Genomic DNA, 21,915 nt, shown 5'->3' on the forward strand with positions numbered 1-21,915 from the left:
TCCTCAGCAATGCGGTGGCCCTGAGCAAGAGGAAATCAGCAGCGTTCGCGATACGGACTAAAAAAACCAGCCGTCTTCAAAGAACCAAGCTCGCTCTGTCCAAGGCGAAATAACCTAAAAAATCATCCATACACCCGTCAGGACAAGCCGTGCGATTTAACACAACGCGTGCGATATCGCACACTTTTAGGAGTCACTGATTTTGGTAAGGTATTGAAATACAGTAATATACATTGTGGCACGCTTGTGGCATGTAGGAAAGGGTAGTATCACTTCATTTTTCAACCTTTTAGTACCAATGGATCGGGAAGTACAGGCAGAATACCGAACGCGACAACGCAACCGACGATGGCTGGTAGCCTCCGGCCTACTGCTGGCTCTGATAGCTGGTATCTACGGCGTGCGGTCTACGCTACAAAGCTCTATCGAAGGCTCGCGGATACGGACCGCTTCGGTGAGCGTTGGCGACGTAGAAAATACGCTGACCGCTACGGGGGAAGTCATTCCGGCGTATGAACAAATTATGACCAGTCCCATTCGGGCGAGTATCAAACGGGTACTGCTCACGACGGGTACGCCCGTCGAGCCGGGTAAGGCCATTTTGGAACTAGACAAATCGCTGACGCAGATTGAATACGAGAAAATGCAGGATCAGCTGGAGCTAAAACGCAACGGCATCGATCAGTTGCGAATGAAACTCAACAAGAACCTCTACGACGCCGAAATCAGCGATAAAATCAAGTCACTCAATATCAACAAGCTTCGGGCGGACATTGAAGATTCCCGTCGCTTGCAGAAAGTAGGGGGTGGTACCCGTGAAGACATCACCCGGGCGGAAAACGCCCTGAAAATTGCCGAACTCGAAAAGCAGCAGCTCGAAAACGATCTGATTTACAATCGGCAGTCGATGGGAGCCAGCCTGCGGGAAACCGAACTGGGGGCCCAGATCGAAAGCAAGAATCTGAAGGAGCTGGAGCACAAATTAAAACGGGCGGACATCGTGGCCGACCGCAAGGGGGTCCTCACCTGGGTCAACGAAAATATTGGCTCGTCCGTCAACGAAGGCGAAATGCTGGCGAAGGTGGCCGATCTGGGCAGTTTCCGGGTGGATGGCTCCTGCTCCGACATCTACGCCGATCAGGTGAAAGTTGGCTTGCCCGTCATCCTGAAAATAAACGATACAACGCTGCGAGGCCAGATTACGCAGGTAAAACCTGCCATCAGCAATGGGATCGTCAAGTTTGTCATTCAGCTCGACAACGCCCAGAGTACGCTGTTACGACCCAATATGAAAGTGGACGTATTTGTCGTCACCGATCGCAGTACGCGAACCCTGCGGGTAGCGAATGGCCCTGCATTCACGGGTAAACGCAAGCAGTACGTCTACGTGCGGGAGGGTAACAAAGCGTACCGCCGGGAAGTAGAAATCGGACGCTCCAACTTTGATTTCGTGGAAATTAAAAGCGGATTGAAGGAAGGCGATCGGGTCATTCTGACGGACTTAAATCAGTACCAGCACCTGGAAGAAATCAGCATCAAGCCATGAAAATCTATACTTTTCTTCTGCTGCTGTTGTGGAATGTTGGTACACTCTGGGCTCAGGAATACAAACTCACGCTGATCGAGGCCGTCGAGCAGGCCCGCCATCAGTCGATCGCCGCCAAACAGGCCATTACCCAAAAAAAGACCACGTACTGGCAATACCGCTCGTTTCTGGCGGATTATCGGCCCCAACTGAGTCTGGATGGTACGTTGCCCGGTTTCACCCGTTCGTACATTGAAGTCGTGCAACCCGACGGTACCATCGCCTTCCAGCCCGTATCTAACAACAATTCACTACTGAGCCTGTCGCTAAGCCAGAGCATTGCCCCGACGGGCGGTACGCTGTACGTGCAAAATCAGTTGCAACGCTTCGACGACTTTGCCCGCGACAACACGCGGTACAATGGCGTTCCTTTTGAAATGGGTATTCGTCAACCCCTGTTTCGTTACAATGCCATGCGATGGGACCGCCGCATTCAGCCGCTGAAGTATCAGGAAGGCATGCAGCAGTACCTTTCGTCAATGGAAGAAGTAGCTCTGCAGGCCTCAGGATATTATTTCGATCTGCTGGTGGCTCAGGTGAATTTACAGATTGCCGAGAAAAACCGTCAGAACAACGACACGCTCTATAAAATTGCCCAGCATAAACTGGAATTGGGACGTATCTCGCAGAATGACCTGTTGCAATTACAGATGGGAGTACTGACGGCAGAGAAAGACCTGGCCTCGGCCCAGCAATCGGCTACGGTAGCTTCGCTGCAACTGAATCGGTACATCGGTTTTCGGAATGATCGCATGCCCGAACTGGAAATTCCGACGCAACTGCGGGAGTTTATTGTGGAGCCGCAAAAGGCCATTGACGAAGCCTTCGCAAACCGGGCCGATGCCGTAGCATTTAGTCGTCGCCTGCTGGAAGCCGAACGCGATGTACAGCAGGCCGTGAAGGAGAATGGATTGAACGCCTCGCTGAACGCCACGTTCGGGTTGTCGAACCGGGGCAGCCAGCCGATGGATGTGTATCGTAAACCGCAGGATCGGGAGTTTGTGGAGTTGCAGTTTACGCTGCCCATTCTGACCTGGGGACGAAATAAAGCTCGCACGGAGGTGGCTAAAGCGAACCGGGAGTTTGCCCAGCAGTCGGTAGAGCAGGATAAGCTAACGTTCGAACAGCAGATTTTCACGCAGGTTACGCTCTTGCAGATGCTCCAGAAACAGGTACGGCTTACGCGGCTGGCCGACGAGATTGCGGCCAACCGCTACCAGATTGCTCAGGAACGGTTTATCTTAAGCAATTTGAGCGTAACGGATCTGGCCATTGCCACGCAGGAGAAGGACCGGGCCAAACGCGATTACATTCTGGCTCTGCGGGATTACTGGCAGTCGTATTACAGTCTGCGGTTGCTGACGCTGTATGATTTTGAGCGGAGGGAGAAGATTCGGTATGAATAATGTAGAGCGGATTATTGATCTGGTTATACTAAGACGGCACTCGCACTCATTACTGGCTGCTAGTAGCCCATGAGCCACTCCATGCCTGACGACAGTCTGCTCTGGGCCACCGCATTGCGACTGTCGTAGGGCATTCCGCGGCTCACGGGCGGGAGGTATTTTCATCTTTAGCATTTAATGGCTGTTCTTCGTCAAGGCTTAGTGGCATTAATTGTACTAAAAGTATAAATGAATGAAATACAGGTGTAGGCTTGGAAAGTAAGTGTATAAAGGCTGGTCCTGCGACTAAAAAATGAATTCAAAACATCAGTATTAATAAAACATCAGTAGTTAACCTGACAAACCTTATGATCAAGTTACAGAACGTTGAGAAAGTGTACCGGACCAGCTCGGTGGAAACGCTGGCCCTGAATAATATTAACCTGACGGTGAACCGGGGCGAATTCGTGTCCATCATGGGGCCTTCGGGTTGCGGCAAAAGTACGCTGCTGAATATTATGGGATTACTCGACGAGCCTTCCAGCGGACACATTGAAATTGATGGTAGTCGCGTCGAACGGTACCAGGACAAGGCTCTGGCCCAGTTACGGAATCAGAAGCTGGGTTTTATCTTCCAGAGCTTCCACCTGATTAATGATTTGTCGGTACTCGACAATGTAGAAATTCCTTTACTGTACCGGGATAGCACCGCCAAACAACGCCGCGAACTGGCCCAGCAGGCCCTGGAAAAGTGGGTTTGAGCAACCGGATGAAACACTTCCCCAAGCAGCTTTCGGGTGGACAGAAACAACGCGTAGCCATTGCTCGGGCCATTGTCGGTCAACCCGAAATCATTCTCGCCGATGAGCCTACGGGAAACCTCGACAGTGCCATGGGCAACGAAATCCTTTCCATTCTGCAAAAACTCAATGAGGATGGAGCCACGATCGTCATGGTGACCCACGACGATGCTATGGCCAAGCGTACCCACCGCCTCATTCGCCTCTTCGACGGTACCCAGGTACAGTAAGTACGAACCTTTTTGTCACGACTGATCGGATTGATCCTATGCTACTGAATTACATCAAAATAGCCTGGAAAGTGTTGCTGCGGCACCCTTTCTACACCTTTATTACGCTGTTTGGCATCAGCGTTACGCTGACGGTCCTGATGGTGATTACGTCTTTTCTGGATCACTTGCTGGGCTCGCATTATCCGGAAAACAAACGCTACCGGTCGCTATACGTCACTATGCTGACCCAGACCGATTCATCCCGAAATAGTCGCAGTCAGGGACCGCCCAGCTTTCGATTTATTAATACCTACGTCAAAACCCTGCAAACGCCCGAGCGGGTAGGCATTTCATCCCAGTTTAGCTTTGCGAACGCGTACGTTAATGGGAAACGTATCAAGCTCAATACGAAATACACGGATGCCGATTTCTGGCGGGTAACGGATTTTGAATTTCTGGAAGGAAAACCCTTCAGCGAGCCACAAATCAAAGGGGGCGATCGCGTCGCCGTCATTACGGATAAGTTACGCAAAGAGTATTTCGAAGACGATGGCAAATCCACCGTTGGTCGGGATATTGAAATTGAAGGACTGCGGTATCGGGTAATGGGTGTGGTAAAGGGCAGTCCGGTTACGCGACTGTATACCTATGCCGATGTTTATTTCCCGTATACGGCTCCTAAAAGCAATTACGAAAAGGGACAAATGCGGGGCAATTTCGTAGGGATCATTCTCGCTAAAACCCCCGCCGATCGTCAGGCGATTCAGGCTGAATTTGATCAGGTCATCGGTCGTCTTCCCGCTTCCGGGGAAGAATCCGGCTTTCGTTATAGTCAGTTTGTGGTTAAAGCAGATACCTACATCAATCAGTTTCTAACGCCCTTTTTTGGCACGGATGACAGTAAGAAGATCTTCTTTTACAGCATCGTCGGTATTATCGTTCTGATGTTCATGTCTTTACCGGCGATTAATCTGGTGAATGTCAACGTTAGTCGCATTCTGGAACGAGCCTCGGAGATTGGGGTACGGAAAGCCTTCGGAGCACCGGCCCGCACGCTGCTGTGGCAGTTTATTATCGAAAACATCTTCATCACCTTTCTGGGCGGCGTACTGGCTCTGATCTTTTCCTATGGTATCATCCAGCTGATCAATCAAAGTGGCTGGATTGCCTATGCCGACCTGACGATTAACGTTACCGTATTTCTCGTCAGCATCGGTGTATGTCTGGTATTTGGTCTGCTTTCGGGCGTACTACCGGCCTTCCGCATGTCGAAACTGAACATTGTAGATGCTCTCAAATCATAAATCCTCAGGTGTACGCTAACGACGACTCACCTTAAAACATACCCTTCCATGCTTCGCCATTTTTTTACCCTGATCTGGAATAAACGGAGAACGCACGCACTACTGATCATCGAAATCTGGGCTTCGTTCCTGGTGCTCTTCGGCGTGCTGACCTTCCTGATTTCCAACTTCCGCAACTACCGCGAGCCCATCGGTTTTTCCTACGAAAACGTATGGGTACTCGAACTGAACAACAACGAGGACACCACGAATATTGGCGACAAAGTACAAGCCATCATGCAACGCATTCGCTCCTACCCGGAAGTGGAAAGTGCCTCCCGGATGAGTTCCAACACGCCGTTTAGCATGAGTAATATGAACAATGGGATCACGTATAACAATGTTCATACCATGGCCGAGTTTTACCGTTCAGACGAGGCATTGGCTCAAACCCTGGACCTGAAACTGGTGGCGGGCCGCTGGTTCGGTCCTCAGGATCGGGCTGCTCAGTATACTCCCCTGGTGATTAACCGAAAATTTCAGGAAAAGCTTTTTCCGAACGAAAATCCGATTGGGAAGGTGATTAAACAGCATGACAAACACGCCTGGAAGGTGGTCGGAATGGTTGATCATTTTAAAGGGAAAGGTGAATTTACGGCAAATACCCCCGCCGTATTTGAGTCGCTCATGAATACGGATTGGGATAAGAATATCCTGATCAAAACGCGTCCCGGCACGGATGCCAACTTCGAAGCCCGGCTCGTCAAAGAGGTGCTGGGGGTAGGTCAGGGCTGGGGGGCGGAAGTCACGTACCTTACGGAATCCCGTAAAAACCAGCACAACCTGACCTTGGTACCCGTCATCGTTTTTGTAATCATCAGTACTTTTCTGCTAATTAATGTAGGATTGGGCCTGTTCGGTATTCTAAATTTGAACATTGCCCGTCGGAAAAGCGAAATTGGCCTGCGGCGAGCCATGGGTGCTACGGAGAAAACCGTATCCATGCAATTTCTGGGTGAAATCTGGGTACTGGCGACGTTTAGTTTGCTCCTAGGCTTACTCTTTGCGGTACAGTTCCCGCTGATGAATGTCTTCGATATGGATGCCAGTATTTACGTGCTGGCCATTATCGCTGCGGTAGGCGTTATTTATCTGCTCGTTACGCTGTGTGCCTGGTACCCGAGTCGTCAGGCGTCGCTGGTCCAACCAGCGGTGGCGTTGCATGAAGAGTAAGGGGGGACTAGTTGATAGTTTTTAGTTGTTTGGTGGTGAGGCAGAGGGTTGGTGTAGGAGAAAGGTAACAAATCCGATGCCTGGATGGGCCCCTTGTAGCTGATTAGGACGCCTCAAACGAAAGAATGGAATCAGAAAAGGGACAGTTTGTATTATGCTAAGTGCGATTCCGCCTACTTAAAAAAACATTGTTGACAGGCCAAAGGCCTAAAGAGGGGGGTGATCAGGTAACCGTGCTTTTCACTGTAAATCTGTTTTTATGCTTCGGCATTTTTTTACATTAATCTGGAATAAACGGAGGGCTCATACCTTACTGATGATTGAAATAGGAGCTTCGTTTCTGGTGCTTTTTGGGGTATTCTCTTTGCTAATTGCCAGTTTTCGCAGGTACTGGGATCCGATCGGCTTCAGTTATGAAAACGTTTGGGTACTCAAACTCAGCCAGAAAGAGGGAGCAGGTGATACCAGAGAGCAGAAGAAGGCCCTTTTGCAACGCATTCGTTCGTATCCGGAGGTGCAACGTGCTTCACTGACGAATCAATCTTTTCCAGAAGGTACTCAGTCGGACAGCATTAATTACAAGCAACAGGTCAAAACCTCTGCTATCGTTTACGATGCAGACGAAGAATTACTACCTACGCTACAGCTACAATTGAAAGCAGGCCGCTGGTTTGGGGCTCAGGATCGGGTTTTTGAGATCCCCGATAACTGGGCTCCCAGGGGTGCTAAAGATTGGGCTAGCCTGCCGCGTCCTTCTTACGATTACCGCACTGTGATTGTAAATAAGAAGTTCCAGGAAACCCTGTTTCCGAACGAAGATCCCATCGGGAAGGTCATTAACAGAGGGGCTATGGCCGAATGGAGAATCGTTGGAATGGTGGACCATTTCCGAAAAGATCCCCTGGCGGAGGAAGTACCGGTCATGTTTGAAACAGCGGTTGGGCAGTATGGTGCCAGAGAAATGAGTATGTTGATTAAGACGCGTGCCGGTGTAGACGCTACGTTTCAATCGCAATTGATGAAAGAGGTATCCCAGATAGCAAAGGATGTGGATGCGGAAATGATCTTTCTGGACGACATCCGCAAACAGGAGTTTAACGATGTAATGGTGCTGATTACTATTTTCCTGTTGATCAGTGGGTTTTTGCTGATGGACGTGGTGCTGGGTCTGTTTGGTATTTTACATTTGAACATGATTAGCCGGAAAAGCGAAATTGGTCTGCGTCGGGCCATGGGGGCTACGGAAGGAGCGATAACCCTTCAGTTTATGAGTGAAATCTGGGTACTGACTACCTTTAGCATCGCCGTCAGTCTGGTGGTGGCTCTGCAATTTCCTTTGCTGAATGCCTTCGATATGGATGCGAGTGTTTACCTGACGGCAATCCTCGCTGCGATCATTAGCCTTTACGTGCTTGTAACGCTCTGTGCCTGGTACCCCAGCCGTCTGGCCTCACGGATTCAACCGGCTGTGGCGTTGCACGAGGAGTAACGCTAGTTGTACGTTAGGGGTTGATGGGCCTGGATCGGGTTTATAACATCCCTCAAATGCTTTGATGAGTGAATCAAACCGGTACATCAATTCATTAGCCTTTCAAGCCATACCTAAAGCGTCAAAAGAATCAGCAGTCACTATCAACCAAAAACCATCCACGAACAACTAAAAATATGATTCTTATTGTTGACGATGATCTGGCTATTCGCACTTCGCTGGCCCTACTACTCAAAAAGAGGGGTTTCGGGTCATGGGAGCGAGTTCACCCGTCGAAACGTTCGACGTACTTCGTCAGCATACACCGGAATTAATTCTACTGGATCTCAACTTTTCGATTGAAACCTCCGGTCGGGAAGGGATGCATTTACTGGATCAGATTCGGGAGGCGTATCCCGCTATTCCAGTGATTCTGATTACGGGCTGGGGCAGTATCGATCTGGCGGTACAGGGCATGAAAAAAGGAGCCCGCGATTTCATTACCAACCCTGGCAGAACGATCATCTGGTGCAGTCGGTCCGTACCATTCTGAACCTGTCTCAGCCCGTAACATCCTCGCCGGAACGTCAGAAATTACAGGAAAAATATCAGTTTCAGTACATCGTCGGACAAGACCCCAAGCTGCTGGACATCCTGCAGACCATTGGCCGCGTGGCTCCTACGGATGCTCCGGTGCTAATTACGGGCGAAAGTGGTACGGGGAAAGAACTCATTGCCGAAGCCATTCACCTTAACAGCCGCCGGAAAAGTAAACCTTTCGTGAAGGTGAACCTCGGCGGAATTTCGGCTACCTTGTTCGAAAGCGAACTGTTTGGACACGTACGCGGAGCCTTTACCGACGCTAAAACGGATCGAATCGGGCGTTTTGAACTGGCGAATCGAGGGTCTATTTTTCTGGATGAAATCGGGGAGCTGGACTTGTCGAGTCAGGTAAAATTGTTGCGGGTTTTGCAGGAACGGAGCTTCGAGCCGCTGGGCAGCAGCAAGAGCCGTACCGTAGACGTGCGAATCATTTGTGCCACCAATCGAAACCTGGAGGAAATGGTCGCGAAAGGAACCTTTCGGGAGGACTTGTACTATCGCATCAACCTTATTTCGGTGAAACTGCCGCCCCTTCGCGAACGACCCGAGGATATTCCCCTGCTGGCGGAATTTTTCATGAATAACCTGAAGGAAATCTATCATCGGCCCGCTTTACAACTGAGTCCGATGGCCGTACAATGGCTGAGGACACTGCCTTTACCCGGTAATATTCGTCAGCTAAAAAATCTGGTGGAACGAACGGTGCTTCTGTCCGGTCAGGATCGTCTGGAAGTAAAAGATTTCCAGATCAATCTGACCGCGAACACCAGTGCCCCGCGTAGCCTGCCCGAAGTTGGTACGCTGACGCTGGAAGAAATGGAGTACCACATGATTCAGCGGGCCATGGATTTTCACCAGAATAAGGTAGCCCGGGTTGCCCGTTCGTTGGGGATTACGCGGTTTGCCCTGTACCGAAGACTTGAAAAATACGGAATTTCCTACGACGCCGACGATGTATGAGGCTAACTACCCGCATGAAGTATATTCTGTACATGATCGCCCTGCACGTTTTGCTGACGGGGCTGGTCTATCAGGTATTCTTTCAACATAAACTGCTCTTCATAGCGGCAGAAGTGATTCTGTTTATCTCTATTGCCATTGCTGCTCAGTTGTACCAGGATTTCAGACAGCCCGTCGCGTTCATTCGCTCGGGCATTGAGGCCATCAAGGACCAGGATTTTACGATCCGGTTCGTACCCACGGGCAAAGGTGAAGTGGATACGCTGATTGAAGTATACAACCTGATGATCGATCAGCTACGCCAAGAGCGGACGCGGTTGCAGGAGCAGCATTTTTTTCTGGAGAAACTGATCGAAGCCTCTCCCGTGGGTCTGCTTGTACTGGATTTCGACGAACGCGTGGTTCAGCTCAATCCCACCGCAACCCGACAATTCAGTGATAGGATACTCGGGAAAAAGCTCGAGGAAACCGATCAGGGCTTACTCCAGCAAATGAGTACCATGCCCGATGGCGAATCCCGAACGCTCAAAACGACGGGCATACAAACTTACAAGGTACAGCGTTCCCACCTGATGGATCAGGGTTTTCGACGTTCTTTTTTCATGCTTGAAGAACTGACCAGCGAGCTGTACGAAATTGAAAAAGCAGCCTACGGAAAAGTCATTCGGATGATGGCTCATGAAGTGAACAATACGCTGGGAGCAACGGACTCGATTCTGCAAACAACGCTTGATTTTCTGACCGAGCCGGAATTTGCCGACCTGAGCGAAGCCCTGCGTATTGCCAGCGGCCGCAACGGACGACTAACCCTGTTTATGCGGAATTTTGCGGATGTGGTACGCCTGCCCTTACCCCGACGGGAAGATGTTTCCCTAAACCGACTGGTGGAGCAGGTAAGCCTGTTTATGCGGGCAACGGCTCTGAACCAGGGGAGTAGTATCCACACGCCTGAACCGAACGAACCCTGTACACTATACGCGGATACCGCCCAATTGGAACAGGTACTGGTGAACGTTCTGAAAAACGCCATCGAAGCTGGGGGCACTGAAATACGCGTTGAAATTCAGAAATCCGAACTGGCGATTCTGAATAATGGCAAGGCGATCACGTCCGAAGAATCAACCCAGCTATTTAATCCTTTCTACAGTTCGAAACCCCAGGGACAGGGCATTGGATTGACACTGATTCGGGAGATTCTCGTCAACCACGGTTTTTCTTTTACACTAAAAACGCAGGCAGACGGCTGGACGGCGTTTCGAATTCAGTTTGAACGTTAACCCTAGTCACTTTAATGCGATTGTGTATGAAACGTAATCTTCTTATTGTGTTTTTTGCCTTAATCGGTTGGGAAATCGTAGCTCAGATACCGATAAGTCAATCTACGTACCAGATTAAAAAGGTAGAAAAGTTGCTCAACGGAAAAGATGCGATTCTTTACATTGAAGGCAGGTATGCCGACGATACAACGCAGACCTGTCCAGTTTTATGGACGTTTTATCGTAAAAAAAGGTCAATGCGGGGATTAGTTTAGCAAAAGGAGCATCGTTTTTTATAACCGATCGTACTTTGAAGCAGCTACGTGTTGAAGGGATAGGTTACTTGCCCGTCTCTATCCCACTTAAAAAGCAGTACTGGGGCCAAAGCGTATCCATTACCGTATATCTGGCTCCCGATCCCAAGCCACTTCATGACGATTTTTAACAGGTCTTCTTGGATCTTTAAAAGGAGGCTTTCATGATTCGCTATAAGCCGTTAGTAACATTAATTCCTATTTAGCGATTAAACGTAAACCCATAAAATCTGTATTATTTATCAACACAAACGAACGCTGCTATCGGCGTTCGTTTGTCTTTTTATCCGTCTGAAAAGAGGACAGTTCCAGCTCTCCGTTTTTAAGATCATTTTAAGCGTATTTATACTTCAATTTAAAACCCGACCAAGAGCTTTGGTCACACAAAAGCAGTACGAAAAACAAATTCAACGCTATCAATTATGCATGTCACGCATGAAAACGCAATGGTTTTTTCTAGGTGTTATTCTGCTCTGGATGAGTGGATGCACCGCCGTTCAGGTACAGCAAAAAAGTGCGGTCAACTTTGATGAGTATCGGAAATTCACGTTCGTCAAACCAGATATTCAGGGTAATAAAAATCCCTTGTATAAAAGTGGCATTACCGACGAAATGATTCAAAATGCGATTGCTTCCGAACTCACGAAAAAAGGATTGGTTCAGGACGATAACCAACCTGATTTGTTAGTATCCACGCACGAGTATTTTGAAAATAAAACCCAGCAAGTCGCGAATCCCGCTTACCCCTATCCGTATTACGTTCCCTATAACATCTGGTACCGAAGCCGCTGGATGCCCGTTGGCTACAGTTACTATTATCAGCCCTGGAACAGCGGTTATCATACCGAACACTACACCGAAGGAACGCTGATCGTCGATGTCATTGACGCGAAAACGCAGCAATTACTGTGGCTTGGTTCGCTGGAGAATCCGGTAAATGATCCGGCTGGACTGGCTAAACAATTTGCCCACGAGGCCGAGAAAATTCTGGCCCGTTACCCCGAACATCTTCAACACTCCTAATTAAATCGATCAAACCATGAAATCCAATCTGTTTGCGATCGGCCTGATGCTGGTATTAGCCTCCTGCCAGTCCTCTCCCAAAAACAGGAAGCTCAAACTTCCACCACGGATACGACGCTCATTGCAGCCGAAGAAACGCAGGTGATTGAAAATCCTTCGGATGCGTATTTCGATCAGGCCCTGATTGCCCTCCAAACCAAAGCTCCCGAAACAGCAGTGAAAGATATGGAATCGGGGATCGCGGCTCTTCAACAGGAGGGTAGAAATCTGAAAGGTGAAAACCTGACGAATTTCAATACTCACCTGAAAGACCTGGAGAAACTGGTAGAACGGGCCAAAGCGAAGAAACTGACGGAAGAGGAGCTGAATCAGGCAGTCACGGCCGCTGAACTGACGGTGGGACACCAGGCTATTGAAGACATCCTCGTGTTACCGGAAGTGACAACTGATCCGCTGAAAGTTACCCTCAACGATCTGGAAAAACACGTAGGCAAACTGGACAAAACCAGCAAAGATGAGGGACTTAAACTGATTAGCATGGCTCGTACTTCGCTCGAATCCAGAGAAAAAGCGACCAAAGAAGAAGCCAAGAAAATGGATGAACGCCTGCGTCAGGATTTAAAAAATATTCAGACTTACATCAAAAAACACGCGTAAAAATTCATTCTGTAAGGATTAAAAAGGCCAAAGGCGTGCGTTCTGCATACCTTTGGCCTTTCATCTGTGATTGATCGCTATGCTTCCCGTCTTCCTAATTCAGACCATACCTGCTCAGGAAACCTATTCGTTACGTCATCAGGTGCTTTGGCCCGATCGACCGCTGGCATCCGTAAAACTTACCGATGATGAGCAAGGCCTGCACTACGGAGCTTTTTACGAAGGTCAACTGATCGGTGTTATTTCGGTATTTGCCGAAACCAGCGATCGGTTTCGCTTTCGAAAGTTTGCCGTCGATGCGTCCTGGCAGGGGAGGGGTGTGGGGTCAGCCCTGCTTATGGAAGTGATTGCCCAGGTGCGTACGAAAAAAGCCAGAATACTCTGGTGCGATGCTCGCCTGACGGCCCGGTCGTTTTACGAGCGGTTTGGTATGCAAATGGAGGGTGAGGTGTTCTACAAAAGTGAAGTGGCTTACGCGAAGTATCGGCTTGAGATGACTTCTTTGTAGCACGTCCGCTTTCTCGGCTAGCTAGCTTATGCGGAGAAGCTAGGTAAATACGGATCAAATTTGAGTACAAAGAGACTCTCCGAAGCAGAGGAATACGGAAGGACTTCGTACAGCAGTCTACGGCGGATTAACAAAATAAAACAACTACTGAGTAAAGTGACATTGGTAGATCCAACCAAAAACACAACGACGCGGGCAAAAGCCTGAAAGAGTGGAATAGAATAGTAAAGCAAGCGGTCTGGAGTCTTCCCCAGGATATTCTTCAGGACTTTCCGAGAGCAAAGATTTTAAACGGAGAGAGAGCACGGTTTACGATCAAAGGAAACAGTTATAGACTGGTGGCTAAGATCAATTTCAGAGACCAGGTAGTCGAAGTCAGAGTTGTCGGCACGCACGCAGAATATGATCGTATAGATGCTCTTACCATCTAACGAAACAAAAAAAATGACCAACCTACAGTGGTTTATCATTGAAAGTGAAAACGATTACGAGGCTGCAATGGCCCGTTATCAGGAAATCAAGTATGCTGAACCAGGAAGCATCGAGCATAAAGAGAAAATGCTTCTGGTTCGGTTGATAAGCGATTACGAACAAAAGCTGGTAGAAGATGAACTACCCGAGGCCGATCCCGTTGAGCTAATTAAAATCCGGATGGAAGATTTCGGCTATAAGCCAGCGGATCTAGCTCGCATTTACGGAGACGATTCGACGGTTAGCAAGGTGCTGCACTACAAACAGGCTCTTTCACTGACCATGATTCGTAAATTCAGTGAACTCCTACGCTTACCTGCCGAATTGCTCATTAAGCCGTATGCCTTAAAACGATAAAGAGCAATGGCCTACCAGGTGGTAGGCCATTGCTCTTTAAGCTAGGATTCAAATTAGTGACTTAATAGTAGGTCTTTCTATCTAGCTTTAACCTCCGTTATTTCAAGATAACCTAGATCGCACCCCGTAAAACGGCAGGGTTCGTTGCTACATTTCAATTTTCCACTTACTAAAAGGTTATATTCATCAAAGTAGATGACCCCATTCTCGCGTTCTTTGTTGAAAACGCCTTTAAAGGGAATAAGTTTGGTGGAATCACATACTACGAAGGCGGATAAACCTTTACCCGGTGTAAAGAGGAATCCTCTCGATCCTCTTGCATTGAAACTCATGGGGACGTCGGTAAGGGTTTTAATAGTTGGCCCCTGACACGAGCATTCTTCTGGCCTATCCTTGTCACAGGAAATAAAAATGCCAGTTATCAATACGAGTCCTAAAATGAACTGCTTTTTCATAATATTTCTATTGATTGATAATCACTTTGTGTGTATAAATACCTTTAGGAGTTTGAGCTTTTAAGGTATAAATTCCTGGAACAAGACCTTTTGTAGCGAAAGTAATAGTACTTTCTTTCGTATTCCAAGCTTTAATAACTTTGCCTGTCATATCGTACAGTTGTAGATCTACAGTAGTTATTGGATCAAAAAGTTGTATAGTCACAAAATCTGTTGCAGGATTAGGATATACTTTCATGATGCTTTCAGCTGAATTCTCAATTTGTTCTGCTGCTATTCTACCACCACTTCCAGGGCAAACAGGAGAAATAACATTCACAGCATTCCATGCAGCAATAACGGCTCTGTGTTCATTAGAGCATTCACCATAAATATCTCGGGCAGCGGCCATAGTGCTCCACCGAGCATCACTGTAAGTAGACTGTGATTGTAAGTAATTGGCCAAAGCCCAATAAACGATTTGTTGGGCAGCATGAGGGCCAATGGCATTTACATTTTGACCGTTGAAGGTTCCGCCAGTGGATACTAGATGAAACCATTTGTTCATTACACCACTATTATGGTGGACCCAACAAAAATCGTTACCAATTTGAGGGAATTGACAGAAAGCGGGAGATCGCCAACCTGGTCGTTCAAATCTTGAAGGTTGGTTGAATACTTCAGGGGTCTGCTTTAAAAAGAGATGATCTTTGATTCAATTCATAGCTTGGCACATGATTTACCTGCCCTGATGCTAATGTGCTTGCTAAGGAAGCGGTAAGTAAAATGAGAGGAAGGTATTTTTTTCATACTATTTAGGTTGTGTTTGTTTTAAAATCGCAGGTAATTTCATGCTAAAACAGTACACATCCTATACGTATTTATACGTGTTATTGTTAATTTATCTTAAACATTTTTACACTTTATAACTAACATACCGTTTAAAGAGAAATGGCTTACTATATGGTAAGCCATTTCTCTTTAATATTTTATAATAATAATTAATAGCACAGTGTCAAGTGGAAACATCCAAGTAAGAATGCCATTACCGTCATAAAAGCTGGTTTCTTGAGATTATCCCACAGTTTGGGTTTGATGTTTTTTAATAGAACTGCATAGATTAAAACCTTTCCGATTAACACAATGTTGGCGATTGGGATTGAAAAACCAGTCGTGTTTGCAGGACGATATAGTGATTCCCTAACACTTGTCAATGGATGTTCAAGTTTCTAGATATAAATAATAGACGGGTCAAAAAACCTTTATCAAATAAAACCAATCATTTCCCCGATTTCCCACCTATTGCTCCCTGCGAAGATTTCGGCTCCTGCATCGGATTCAACGGACGTTTAAACTCGCGTTGTTTGAACATCTGAAAACGGGTGGGCTGACTGGGTTGTCGCGGGAAAGCATTGTTCTCCGTATCAATATCGGCGATTTCGTAGTAAGGGTCCAGCGTCCATTGGGTTACTTTTTTATTCGTTGGAATGACCTTCAGAATTTGCTTGTCATTCATCCGCCAGATTTCTGCCGGAAAGCGGAACACTTCACTGGTGCCGTCTTCGTACTCAGCCTTCACAATGACGGGCATCACCAGACCGCCCTTGTTTTCGATGCTAAGCGTATAAAAGTTCTTCCCGGATTGATACAGCTTTTTCTCTTCTTCACTCAGCGTGCCCAGAAAATCAGCGTATTGCTTGTTCTCGGCCTCGGTGGGAGCGTAGCGATCGTAGGTATTGTAAAAATCCTTCATCTCCGGATTTGCTTCTACGACGGTCTGCTTAATATCCGTTTTATTCCGCTCCACCGCCATCGTTTGGCGACGTTTCTCATCGGCTTCTTTCAAACGAGCCTTCCGGGCAGCCGGGTCCTGAGCGTCGATGGCAAACCATTTTACTTCGGCCAGATTCTGATCGGCGGGCTCGACGGTGTAGAACCAGCCCTTCCAGAACCAGTCCAGATCTACACCCGAGGCATCTTCCATCGTCCGGAAAAAGTCGGCGGGCGTAGGCGATTTGAAGGCCCAGCGACGAGCGTATTCCTGAAAAGCATAATCGAATAACTCCCGACCCATGATCGTTTCCCGCAGCATATTCAAGCCAGCCGCGGGTTTGGAATAGGCATTAGGTCCGTATTGCATGATGTTGTCTGATGAGGTCATGATCGGTACCTGTGTATGAGCCGCCGACTGCATGTAAGGCACAATCTTCTGTGGCTCGCCGTAGCTGCTGGGGAAATCGCGATCCCATTCCTGTTCAGCCAGGTACTGACAAAAGCTGTTAAGTCCTTCATCCATCCAGGCCCACTGGCGTTCGTCGGAGTTGACGATCATTGGGAAAAAGTTATGGCCCACCTCGTGAATGATGACCCAATGGTGCTGTACTTGGTGCGTTCGGAATAGGTACCATCGGCTTCGGCCAGTCCACCGTTGAAGCTAATCATCGGATACTCCATCCCACCACCGGGACTGCCGCTGTTTACGGAAATCGCTACCGGATAAGGGTATGGAATAGTACGGGCTCCGTAACTTCGCAGCGTATGAGCCACGGCTTGCGTCGAGTACTGCCCCCACAGCGGATTGCCCTCTTTCGGATAATACGACATCGCCATGGACTTCTTCCCGTTCAGATCCACGTTCATGGCATCCCAGATGAACCGGCGACTACTGGCAAATGTAAAATCCCGTACGTTGTCGGCTTTGTAAATCCAGGTTTTTTACCCGTGGTCTTATGCTTCGAAGCCGCAATGGCTTCCTCCTGCGTAATCATCAGAACGGGCGTCTTGTAGCTGTTTTTAGCCTCCTGCCAGCGTTTCTGTTGAGTAGCCGTAAGAATTTCCTTGCTGTTTTGCAATTCGCCCGTGGCGGCTACCACGTGTCCGGCCGGTACGGTGATGGCCACTTTGTAGTTACCGAAGATCAGCGTAAACTCGCCCGCTCCCATAAACTGCTTATGCTTCCAGCCGTCCACATCGTCGTAAGCGGCCAGTCGCGGAAACCACTGAGCGATGTAATACGCGTAGTTGCCGTCGGCGGGGTAATATTTGTAATTGCAGCGGCCCTGTGGGGGAACCAGAAAATCCCAGTCAACCGAAAATACAACTTTCTCTCCGGGCTTAAGCGGCTGAACCAGATCCACCCGCATCATGGTTTCGTTGACCGTAAACTTGAGGTCCTTTCTACGGGTAACATCCTTCACCGAATGAATAGTGTACCCGTACGCTTTCGCTGGCGTATTCGTCAGTCGGGCTAGCTCGGCCGTACTCATCCCTTCCGGATTAATGCCGCTGCTCATGGAGCTTTGCCCGCCGCCGCATCAGCCCGAAAGCGGTTCTGCTCGACCTGTAACCAGATGTAAGGCAAGGCATCCGGCGAATCGTTGTGGTACGTAACCGTCTCCGTACCCGTAATTTTCTGCTGTTCGTCGTCGAGTTCTACTTTAATGTCGTAATCGGCCCGTTGCTGCCAGTAGGCTTTGCCGGGAGCACCGGAAGCGGATCGCGTGTTCGTAGGCGTAGGCAGGAGCGTACCCAGTTGTTCGAAACGGGTATTGGCCTGATACGTTGGAGCCGCCGGATTTTGGGCCAGTAACGCCAGATGCGTACACAGGCTGAGGCTTAGGGTAAGGAAACGTTTTTTCATACGGGAAAGAAAAACAAGAGTTAAAGCAGGCCTCCAGAAAAAAGAGAACTGAATTACGGATTTGGTATAAAGCTAAGATAAACTCGCTTGTGGGAGGTAAGTGGCTCAAGATACAAAAGAAACAGGAAGTCATATCTGTAAAAGATGGCTTTTTATTTGAATGGCTTGTTCCGCTTCCAGCTCTGTTTCATTCGAACAAATTAGTCGTTCTTTAAGTCGCTGAGGCAGAAGCAACGATTGTATTTTTAGCTTAGTTTTAAGCATCGATCAAACCTCCGTACTGTACTTCTAAACACGTTTAACTATGACGGCTTTAACGCTCCATCCCTATCTGTTTTTCGGCGGAAACTGCCGGGAGGCCATGGAATTTTACCGAACCATTTTTGGCGGAGAACTAACGGTATCTACTTACGGCGATGGGCCAGCGGATGCTCATCAGGACCCCAAAGCCAACAGTGAGCAGATGAAAAGTAAAATCATGTTTTCCCGATTGCAGGGCGAAGTAATCTTACTGGCCAGTGACCATCCCTACTATACGGAAACACAAAACAACGGGCCCTTTAGTTTATCCCTCGAAGGTTCAGAAGAAGAAAAATTGACGAGGTATTTTGAACAGCTTTCGCAAGACGGTCAGATCACTGCTCCACTCATCAAACAATTCTGGGGAGAAACGTTTGGGATGGTCAAGGACCGATACGGCATTCACTGGATGGTTACCATCAAAGCAGGTTAATGGTCATGAAAAATGGATCATAAAAGAAAGGAGCTTCATCTGAATGAAGCTCCTTTCTGCGTTTAGTAGATCTCCAGGCCCATGTTCCAGAATACAAAGGCCCATTTATCGGCCTGTTCTTCAATGATTTTGGCCGTAGGTTTGCCAGCCCCGTGTCCGGCCGAGGTATCGATGCGAATCAATACCGGATTGGGGCCGGCGTGTTTTTCCTGTAACGCCGCCGCAAATTTGAAGCTATGGGCGGGCACCACCCGGTCGTCGTGATCGGCGGTAGTAATCATCGTGGCCGGATAGGACGTACCGGCTTTCAACTGATGCAGGGGCGAATAGCCGTACAGGTTTTCAAAGCTCTCTTTTGACTGAGCACTCGATCCGTATTCAACCACCCAGCCCCAGCCCACGGTGAACAAATGAAAGCGTAACATATCCAGCACGCCCACGGCGGGCAGAGCAACCCGAAATAGCTCTGGCCGCTGCGTCATTACGGCACCTACGAGCAGACCTCCATTGGACCCCCCGGCAATCGCCAGCCGCTCCGGACGAGTATACTGTTCGCGTTGGAGGTACTCCGCCGCCGCAATGAAATCATCGAATACGTTCTGTTTGTTTTCCAGCATTCCGGCCTTGTGCCAGCTCTCGCCGTACTCGCCGCCGCCCCGCAAATTCGCCTGAGCGTAGATACCGCCGTTTTCAAGCAAGATGAGGTTAGAGTTACTGAAGGCCGGACTCAGACTGATGTTAAAACCACCGTAAGCATACAATAGCGTAGGAGCCGAGCCGTCGCGAACCAGCCCTTTCTTATGCGTCAGAAACATGGGAACCAGCGTGCCATCCTGGCTGGGATAGAACACCTGACTGGTTTCGTAATCTTCTGGGTTAAACTGAATTTCGGAGGAACGAAAGAGCACCGATTCTCCCGTAGCAATCGTGTACCGGAAAATCGTGGGCGGGTACAGAAAAGAAGTGAACGAGTAAAATAGCTCCTGATCGTCTTTATTGCCTGACCAACCGTAAGAAGAACCCAGGCCGGGCAGACGTACCTGCCGATCGAGCTGGCCCGTTACCAAATCGTACTGGAAAACCTGATCGGTGACATCTTTCAGGTAATTCACGAAGAGTTTGCCACCACTCGTCCCCGCTGATTCCAGCTTTTCGGGCTTTTCCGCAACAAAAATGGATTCTTCCCGCGTGAATGGATGGATTAGTACTAAGTGATAGTTCGAGGCATTTTCATTCGTATGAACCAGTAACTGATCCCCCCGATTATCGACAACGGCGTAGTTGTACCGAAAGCTTCGTAAAGTCGGATAAGCATACTGTTTTCCTGCTGCAAATCTTTCACCCAAATCTCTGATCCGTCCGTGCCTTCCGAACTATTGATGATCAGAAACCGCTCATCTTCCGTGGTTTGGGCAAAAAAGTAGCGATAGGGATGTTGCGGATCTTCAAATACCAGCTGATCTTCTTCCTGCGGGGTACCTAGTTGGTGATAGTAGACTTTATGGAACTGGTTAGCCGCGGATAGCTCTTCACCGGGTTTCGGCTCGTCGTAACGACTGTAGTAAAAGCCGTTTTTATGCCAGGCGGCACCGCTGAATTTAAGCCATCGTAAGGCATCAGACGTTTTTTCGCGGGTGGAAATTTCCATGACTTCCATTTCCTGCCAGTCTGAGCCCGCCCGGTTGATACTCAAAGCCGCATACCGATGGTCGTGCGAAAATCCGGCGAAGTTGGCCGTCACCGTTCCATCACTTGACCAGGTATTCGGATCCAGAAATACTTCCGGTTCCGCCGCTAATCCTTTCTGGTAATAAACGACCGCCTGGTTTTGTAGACCGTCGTTCTTGGAAAAAAAGTAGTATTCACCGACGCGAAACGGCGAGCCGTAGCGTGGATAATTCCAAAGCTTTTCGAGTCGTTCTTTAATACGATTACGAAAGGGAATCTGCTCTAAATACTGAAAAGTTACTTTATTTTGCTCAGCTACCCAAGCCAGCGTTTCGGGAGCCGTATCGTTCTCCAACCAGCGGTAGGGATCTGCGACGGTGGTTCCGAAATAATCATTTGTAACGCTAACATCCTGCCGGGTTTTGGGGTAATGAATCATACGAAAAGGATAGTTTTAAAGGCGAATCAAAAGATAAATAAGTTATGATAAGAATCGAGTGATGCGATTAATTTTCGTGGAATCTAGGTGAAAACAACTTTGATTGTTAAGCACAATATTTTGAATAAAATCGACTTTAATTTTGGTAATGATGAAGGACATTAAACCATCAACCAACAACAAATAACCATTAACTAATTTACATACATGGAGCATCTTAAATTTCCCATTGGACCCTTTCAATTAAAGGAGAATTATACTGAAGAGGAATTTCAAAAATGCGTTGAAATTATTCGAACTTCACCCGCTACCTATCGCAGCTTAGTACAAGATCTTTCCGAAGCAGAAATGTGTAAAACGTATCGGGAAGGCAGCTGGACTATTCGGCAGCTGGTCCATCATGTAGCTGATATTCAACTGCTGCATTATTTCCGAATGAAAAAGGCAATAACTGAACCGGACTATGCCGAGGCGACCCTTATTGACATGGGCGGTTGGGCCCATACTGCCGATAGTGTGTCCGCACCCCTAGAAGACTCACTCCTGCTTTTCGAGGGCGTACACCAGCGGTATGCCTATCTGATTGAATCTTTAACGCCTGAACAACTAGAGCTTAGCTATTTTCACCCTGTCCGCAACATTTACTTTAATCAAAAGCAGGCCATCGCCATTTCAGCTTGGCACGTGCAGCATCATTTGGCCCATATTGAGTTGGCTTTGGGAATGCGGGTTTGATGGAGTTTGAAGTTTGAATTTGGTTTAAGGCTTGAATGTCGTTTGAGTAGGGTTTAAGGTTTGGAATAGTGTTTTAGGTTTGAATTTTAAAGTTTGGAGGTTAAATAAAAATAATTAAATTTCAAACATTTCAAACATTTCAAACATTTCA

The 21,915-nt window shown here is 48.1% G+C and carries 16 protein-coding genes and 3 pseudogenes; 15 read left to right on the forward strand and 4 right to left on the reverse strand.

Annotated features, from left to right (window positions below; genetic code table 11):
* The first annotated feature begins 298 nt into the window (after window positions 1–298).
* The 13 genes and pseudogenes from BWI93_RS25705 to BWI93_RS25770 all read left to right on the forward strand — a co-directional run bounded on the left by BWI93_RS25705 (window position 299) and on the right by BWI93_RS25770 (window position 14,115).
* A complete protein-coding gene (locus BWI93_RS25705) occupies window positions 299–1,546 on the forward strand; it encodes an efflux RND transporter periplasmic adaptor subunit (RefSeq protein WP_094816765.1) in 1,248 nt (415 codons plus the stop codon).
* The gene (locus BWI93_RS25710; RefSeq protein WP_094816767.1) at window positions 1,543–2,991 is read left to right on the forward strand and encodes a TolC family protein; all 1,449 of its coding nucleotides are present in this window, start codon (window positions 1,543–1,545) and stop codon (window positions 2,989–2,991) included. Before BWI93_RS25705 ends, BWI93_RS25710 begins: the two co-directional genes overlap by 4 nt.
* Before the next feature lie 347 nt (window positions 2,992–3,338).
* Window positions 3,339–4,000 (forward strand): annotated as a pseudogene (locus BWI93_RS25715) (ABC transporter ATP-binding protein).
* A 38-nt stretch (window positions 4,001–4,038) separates the two neighbouring features.
* The gene (locus BWI93_RS25720) at window positions 4,039–5,286 is read left to right on the forward strand and encodes an ABC transporter permease (protein WP_094816769.1); all 1,248 of its coding nucleotides are present in this window, start codon (window positions 4,039–4,041) and stop codon (window positions 5,284–5,286) included.
* 48 nt (window positions 5,287–5,334) lie between these two features.
* On the forward strand, window positions 5,335–6,498 hold the full coding sequence (locus tag BWI93_RS25725) for an ABC transporter permease (RefSeq protein WP_094816771.1): 1,164 nt from the start codon (window positions 5,335–5,337) through the stop codon (window positions 6,496–6,498).
* Between the two features lie 259 nt (window positions 6,499–6,757).
* Window positions 6,758–7,987, forward strand: a complete 1,230-nt coding sequence (locus tag BWI93_RS25730; protein ID WP_094816773.1) for an FtsX-like permease family protein — start codon at window positions 6,758–6,760, stop codon at window positions 7,985–7,987.
* Window positions 7,988–8,163: 176 nt separating this feature from the next.
* Window positions 8,164–9,529: pseudogene (locus tag BWI93_RS25735) on the forward strand (sigma-54-dependent transcriptional regulator).
* 14 nt (window positions 9,530–9,543) lie between these two features.
* A complete protein-coding gene (locus BWI93_RS25740) occupies window positions 9,544–10,806 on the forward strand; it encodes a PAS domain-containing sensor histidine kinase (protein WP_255158076.1) in 1,263 nt (420 codons plus the stop codon).
* A gap of 728 nt (window positions 10,807–11,534) precedes the next feature.
* Complete coding sequence (locus BWI93_RS25750; protein WP_176454338.1) at window positions 11,535–12,122, forward strand: DUF4136 domain-containing protein; 588 nt, start codon at window positions 11,535–11,537, stop codon at window positions 12,120–12,122.
* A gap of 141 nt (window positions 12,123–12,263) precedes the next feature.
* Complete coding sequence (locus tag BWI93_RS25755; RefSeq protein ID WP_094816781.1) at window positions 12,264–12,779, forward strand: hypothetical protein; 516 nt, start codon at window positions 12,264–12,266, stop codon at window positions 12,777–12,779.
* Between the two features lie 79 nt (window positions 12,780–12,858).
* On the forward strand, window positions 12,859–13,287 hold the full coding sequence (locus BWI93_RS25760) for a GNAT family N-acetyltransferase (RefSeq protein WP_094816783.1): 429 nt from the start codon (window positions 12,859–12,861) through the stop codon (window positions 13,285–13,287).
* 203 nt (window positions 13,288–13,490) lie between these two features.
* Window positions 13,491–13,718 (forward strand): type II toxin-antitoxin system HigB family toxin, encoded by a 228-nt coding sequence (locus BWI93_RS25765; protein ID WP_255158078.1) that lies wholly within the window; start codon window positions 13,491–13,493, stop codon window positions 13,716–13,718.
* Between the two features lie 13 nt (window positions 13,719–13,731).
* Complete coding sequence (locus BWI93_RS25770) at window positions 13,732–14,115, forward strand: type II toxin-antitoxin system HigA family antitoxin (protein ID WP_094816788.1); 384 nt, start codon at window positions 13,732–13,734, stop codon at window positions 14,113–14,115.
* Window positions 14,116–14,577: 462 nt separating this feature from the next.
* Here the strand turns inward: BWI93_RS25770 and BWI93_RS25780 are convergent, their stop codons facing one another.
* Window positions 14,578–15,264 carry a M4 family metallopeptidase gene (locus BWI93_RS25780; protein ID WP_369679227.1) on the reverse strand — a complete coding sequence of 229 codons (687 nt, stop codon included), beginning with the start codon at window positions 15,262–15,264 and terminating at the stop codon, window positions 14,578–14,580.
* A 564-nt stretch (window positions 15,265–15,828) separates the two neighbouring features.
* Window positions 15,829–18,189 (reverse strand): annotated as a pseudogene (locus BWI93_RS25785) (M1 family metallopeptidase).
* A gap of 304 nt (window positions 18,190–18,493) precedes the next feature.
* Here BWI93_RS25785 and BWI93_RS25790 point away from each other — a divergent pair.
* On the forward strand, window positions 18,494–18,922 hold the full coding sequence (locus tag BWI93_RS25790; protein WP_094816794.1) for a VOC family protein: 429 nt from the start codon (window positions 18,494–18,496) through the stop codon (window positions 18,920–18,922).
* A gap of 62 nt (window positions 18,923–18,984) precedes the next feature.
* Here BWI93_RS25790 and BWI93_RS29240 read toward each other — a convergent pair whose 3' ends face one another.
* Window positions 18,985–20,169, reverse strand: coding sequence for a prolyl oligopeptidase family protein (locus BWI93_RS29240; RefSeq protein ID WP_255158080.1), 1,185 nt, complete (start codon window positions 20,167–20,169; stop codon window positions 18,985–18,987).
* Entirely contained in the window at window positions 20,130–21,029 is a 900-nt protein-coding gene (locus BWI93_RS29245; RefSeq protein WP_255158077.1) for a hypothetical protein, read from the reverse strand. Before BWI93_RS29245 ends, BWI93_RS29240 begins: the two co-directional genes overlap by 40 nt.
* Window positions 21,030–21,236: 207 nt before the next feature.
* Between BWI93_RS29245 and BWI93_RS25800 the strand changes: the two genes are divergently transcribed.
* Window positions 21,237–21,764: a YfiT family bacillithiol transferase gene (locus tag BWI93_RS25800; RefSeq protein ID WP_094816796.1), complete on the forward strand. Its 528-nt coding sequence runs from the start codon at window positions 21,237–21,239 to the stop codon at window positions 21,762–21,764.
* Window positions 21,765–21,915 lie beyond the last annotated feature (151 nt).

Origin of the sequence: Siphonobacter sp. BAB-5385, from assembly GCF_002261125.1 — a bacterium.
Taxonomy (GTDB): Bacteria; Bacteroidota; Bacteroidia; order Cytophagales; family Spirosomataceae; genus Siphonobacter.

Bases quoted from the DNA above. Each gene is read 5' to 3' on its own strand.
- BWI93_RS25705 (WP_094816765.1), top strand. From the start codon at position 299: ATGGATCGGGAAGTACAGGCAGAATACCGAACGCGACAACGCAACCGA.
- BWI93_RS25710 (WP_094816767.1), top strand. From the start codon at position 1,543: ATGAAAATCTATACTTTTCTTCTGCTGCTGTTGTGGAATGTTGGTACA.
- BWI93_RS25720 (WP_094816769.1), top strand. From the start codon at position 4,039: ATGCTACTGAATTACATCAAAATAGCCTGGAAAGTGTTGCTGCGGCAC.
- BWI93_RS25725 (WP_094816771.1), top strand. From the start codon at position 5,335: ATGCTTCGCCATTTTTTTACCCTGATCTGGAATAAACGGAGAACGCAC.
- BWI93_RS25730 (WP_094816773.1), top strand. From the start codon at position 6,758: ATGCTTCGGCATTTTTTTACATTAATCTGGAATAAACGGAGGGCTCAT.
- BWI93_RS25740 (WP_255158076.1), top strand. From the start codon at position 9,544: ATGAAGTATATTCTGTACATGATCGCCCTGCACGTTTTGCTGACGGGG.
- BWI93_RS25750 (WP_176454338.1), top strand. From the start codon at position 11,535: ATGAAAACGCAATGGTTTTTTCTAGGTGTTATTCTGCTCTGGATGAGT.
- BWI93_RS25760 (WP_094816783.1), top strand. From the start codon at position 12,859: ATGCTTCCCGTCTTCCTAATTCAGACCATACCTGCTCAGGAAACCTAT.
- BWI93_RS25770 (WP_094816788.1), top strand. From the start codon at position 13,732: ATGACCAACCTACAGTGGTTTATCATTGAAAGTGAAAACGATTACGAG.
- BWI93_RS25790 (WP_094816794.1), top strand. From the start codon at position 18,494: ATGACGGCTTTAACGCTCCATCCCTATCTGTTTTTCGGCGGAAACTGC.
- BWI93_RS29245 (WP_255158077.1), bottom strand. From the start codon at position 21,029: ATGATTCATTACCCCAAAACCCGGCAGGATGTTAGCGTTACAAATGAT.
- BWI93_RS25800 (WP_094816796.1), top strand. From the start codon at position 21,237: ATGGAGCATCTTAAATTTCCCATTGGACCCTTTCAATTAAAGGAGAAT.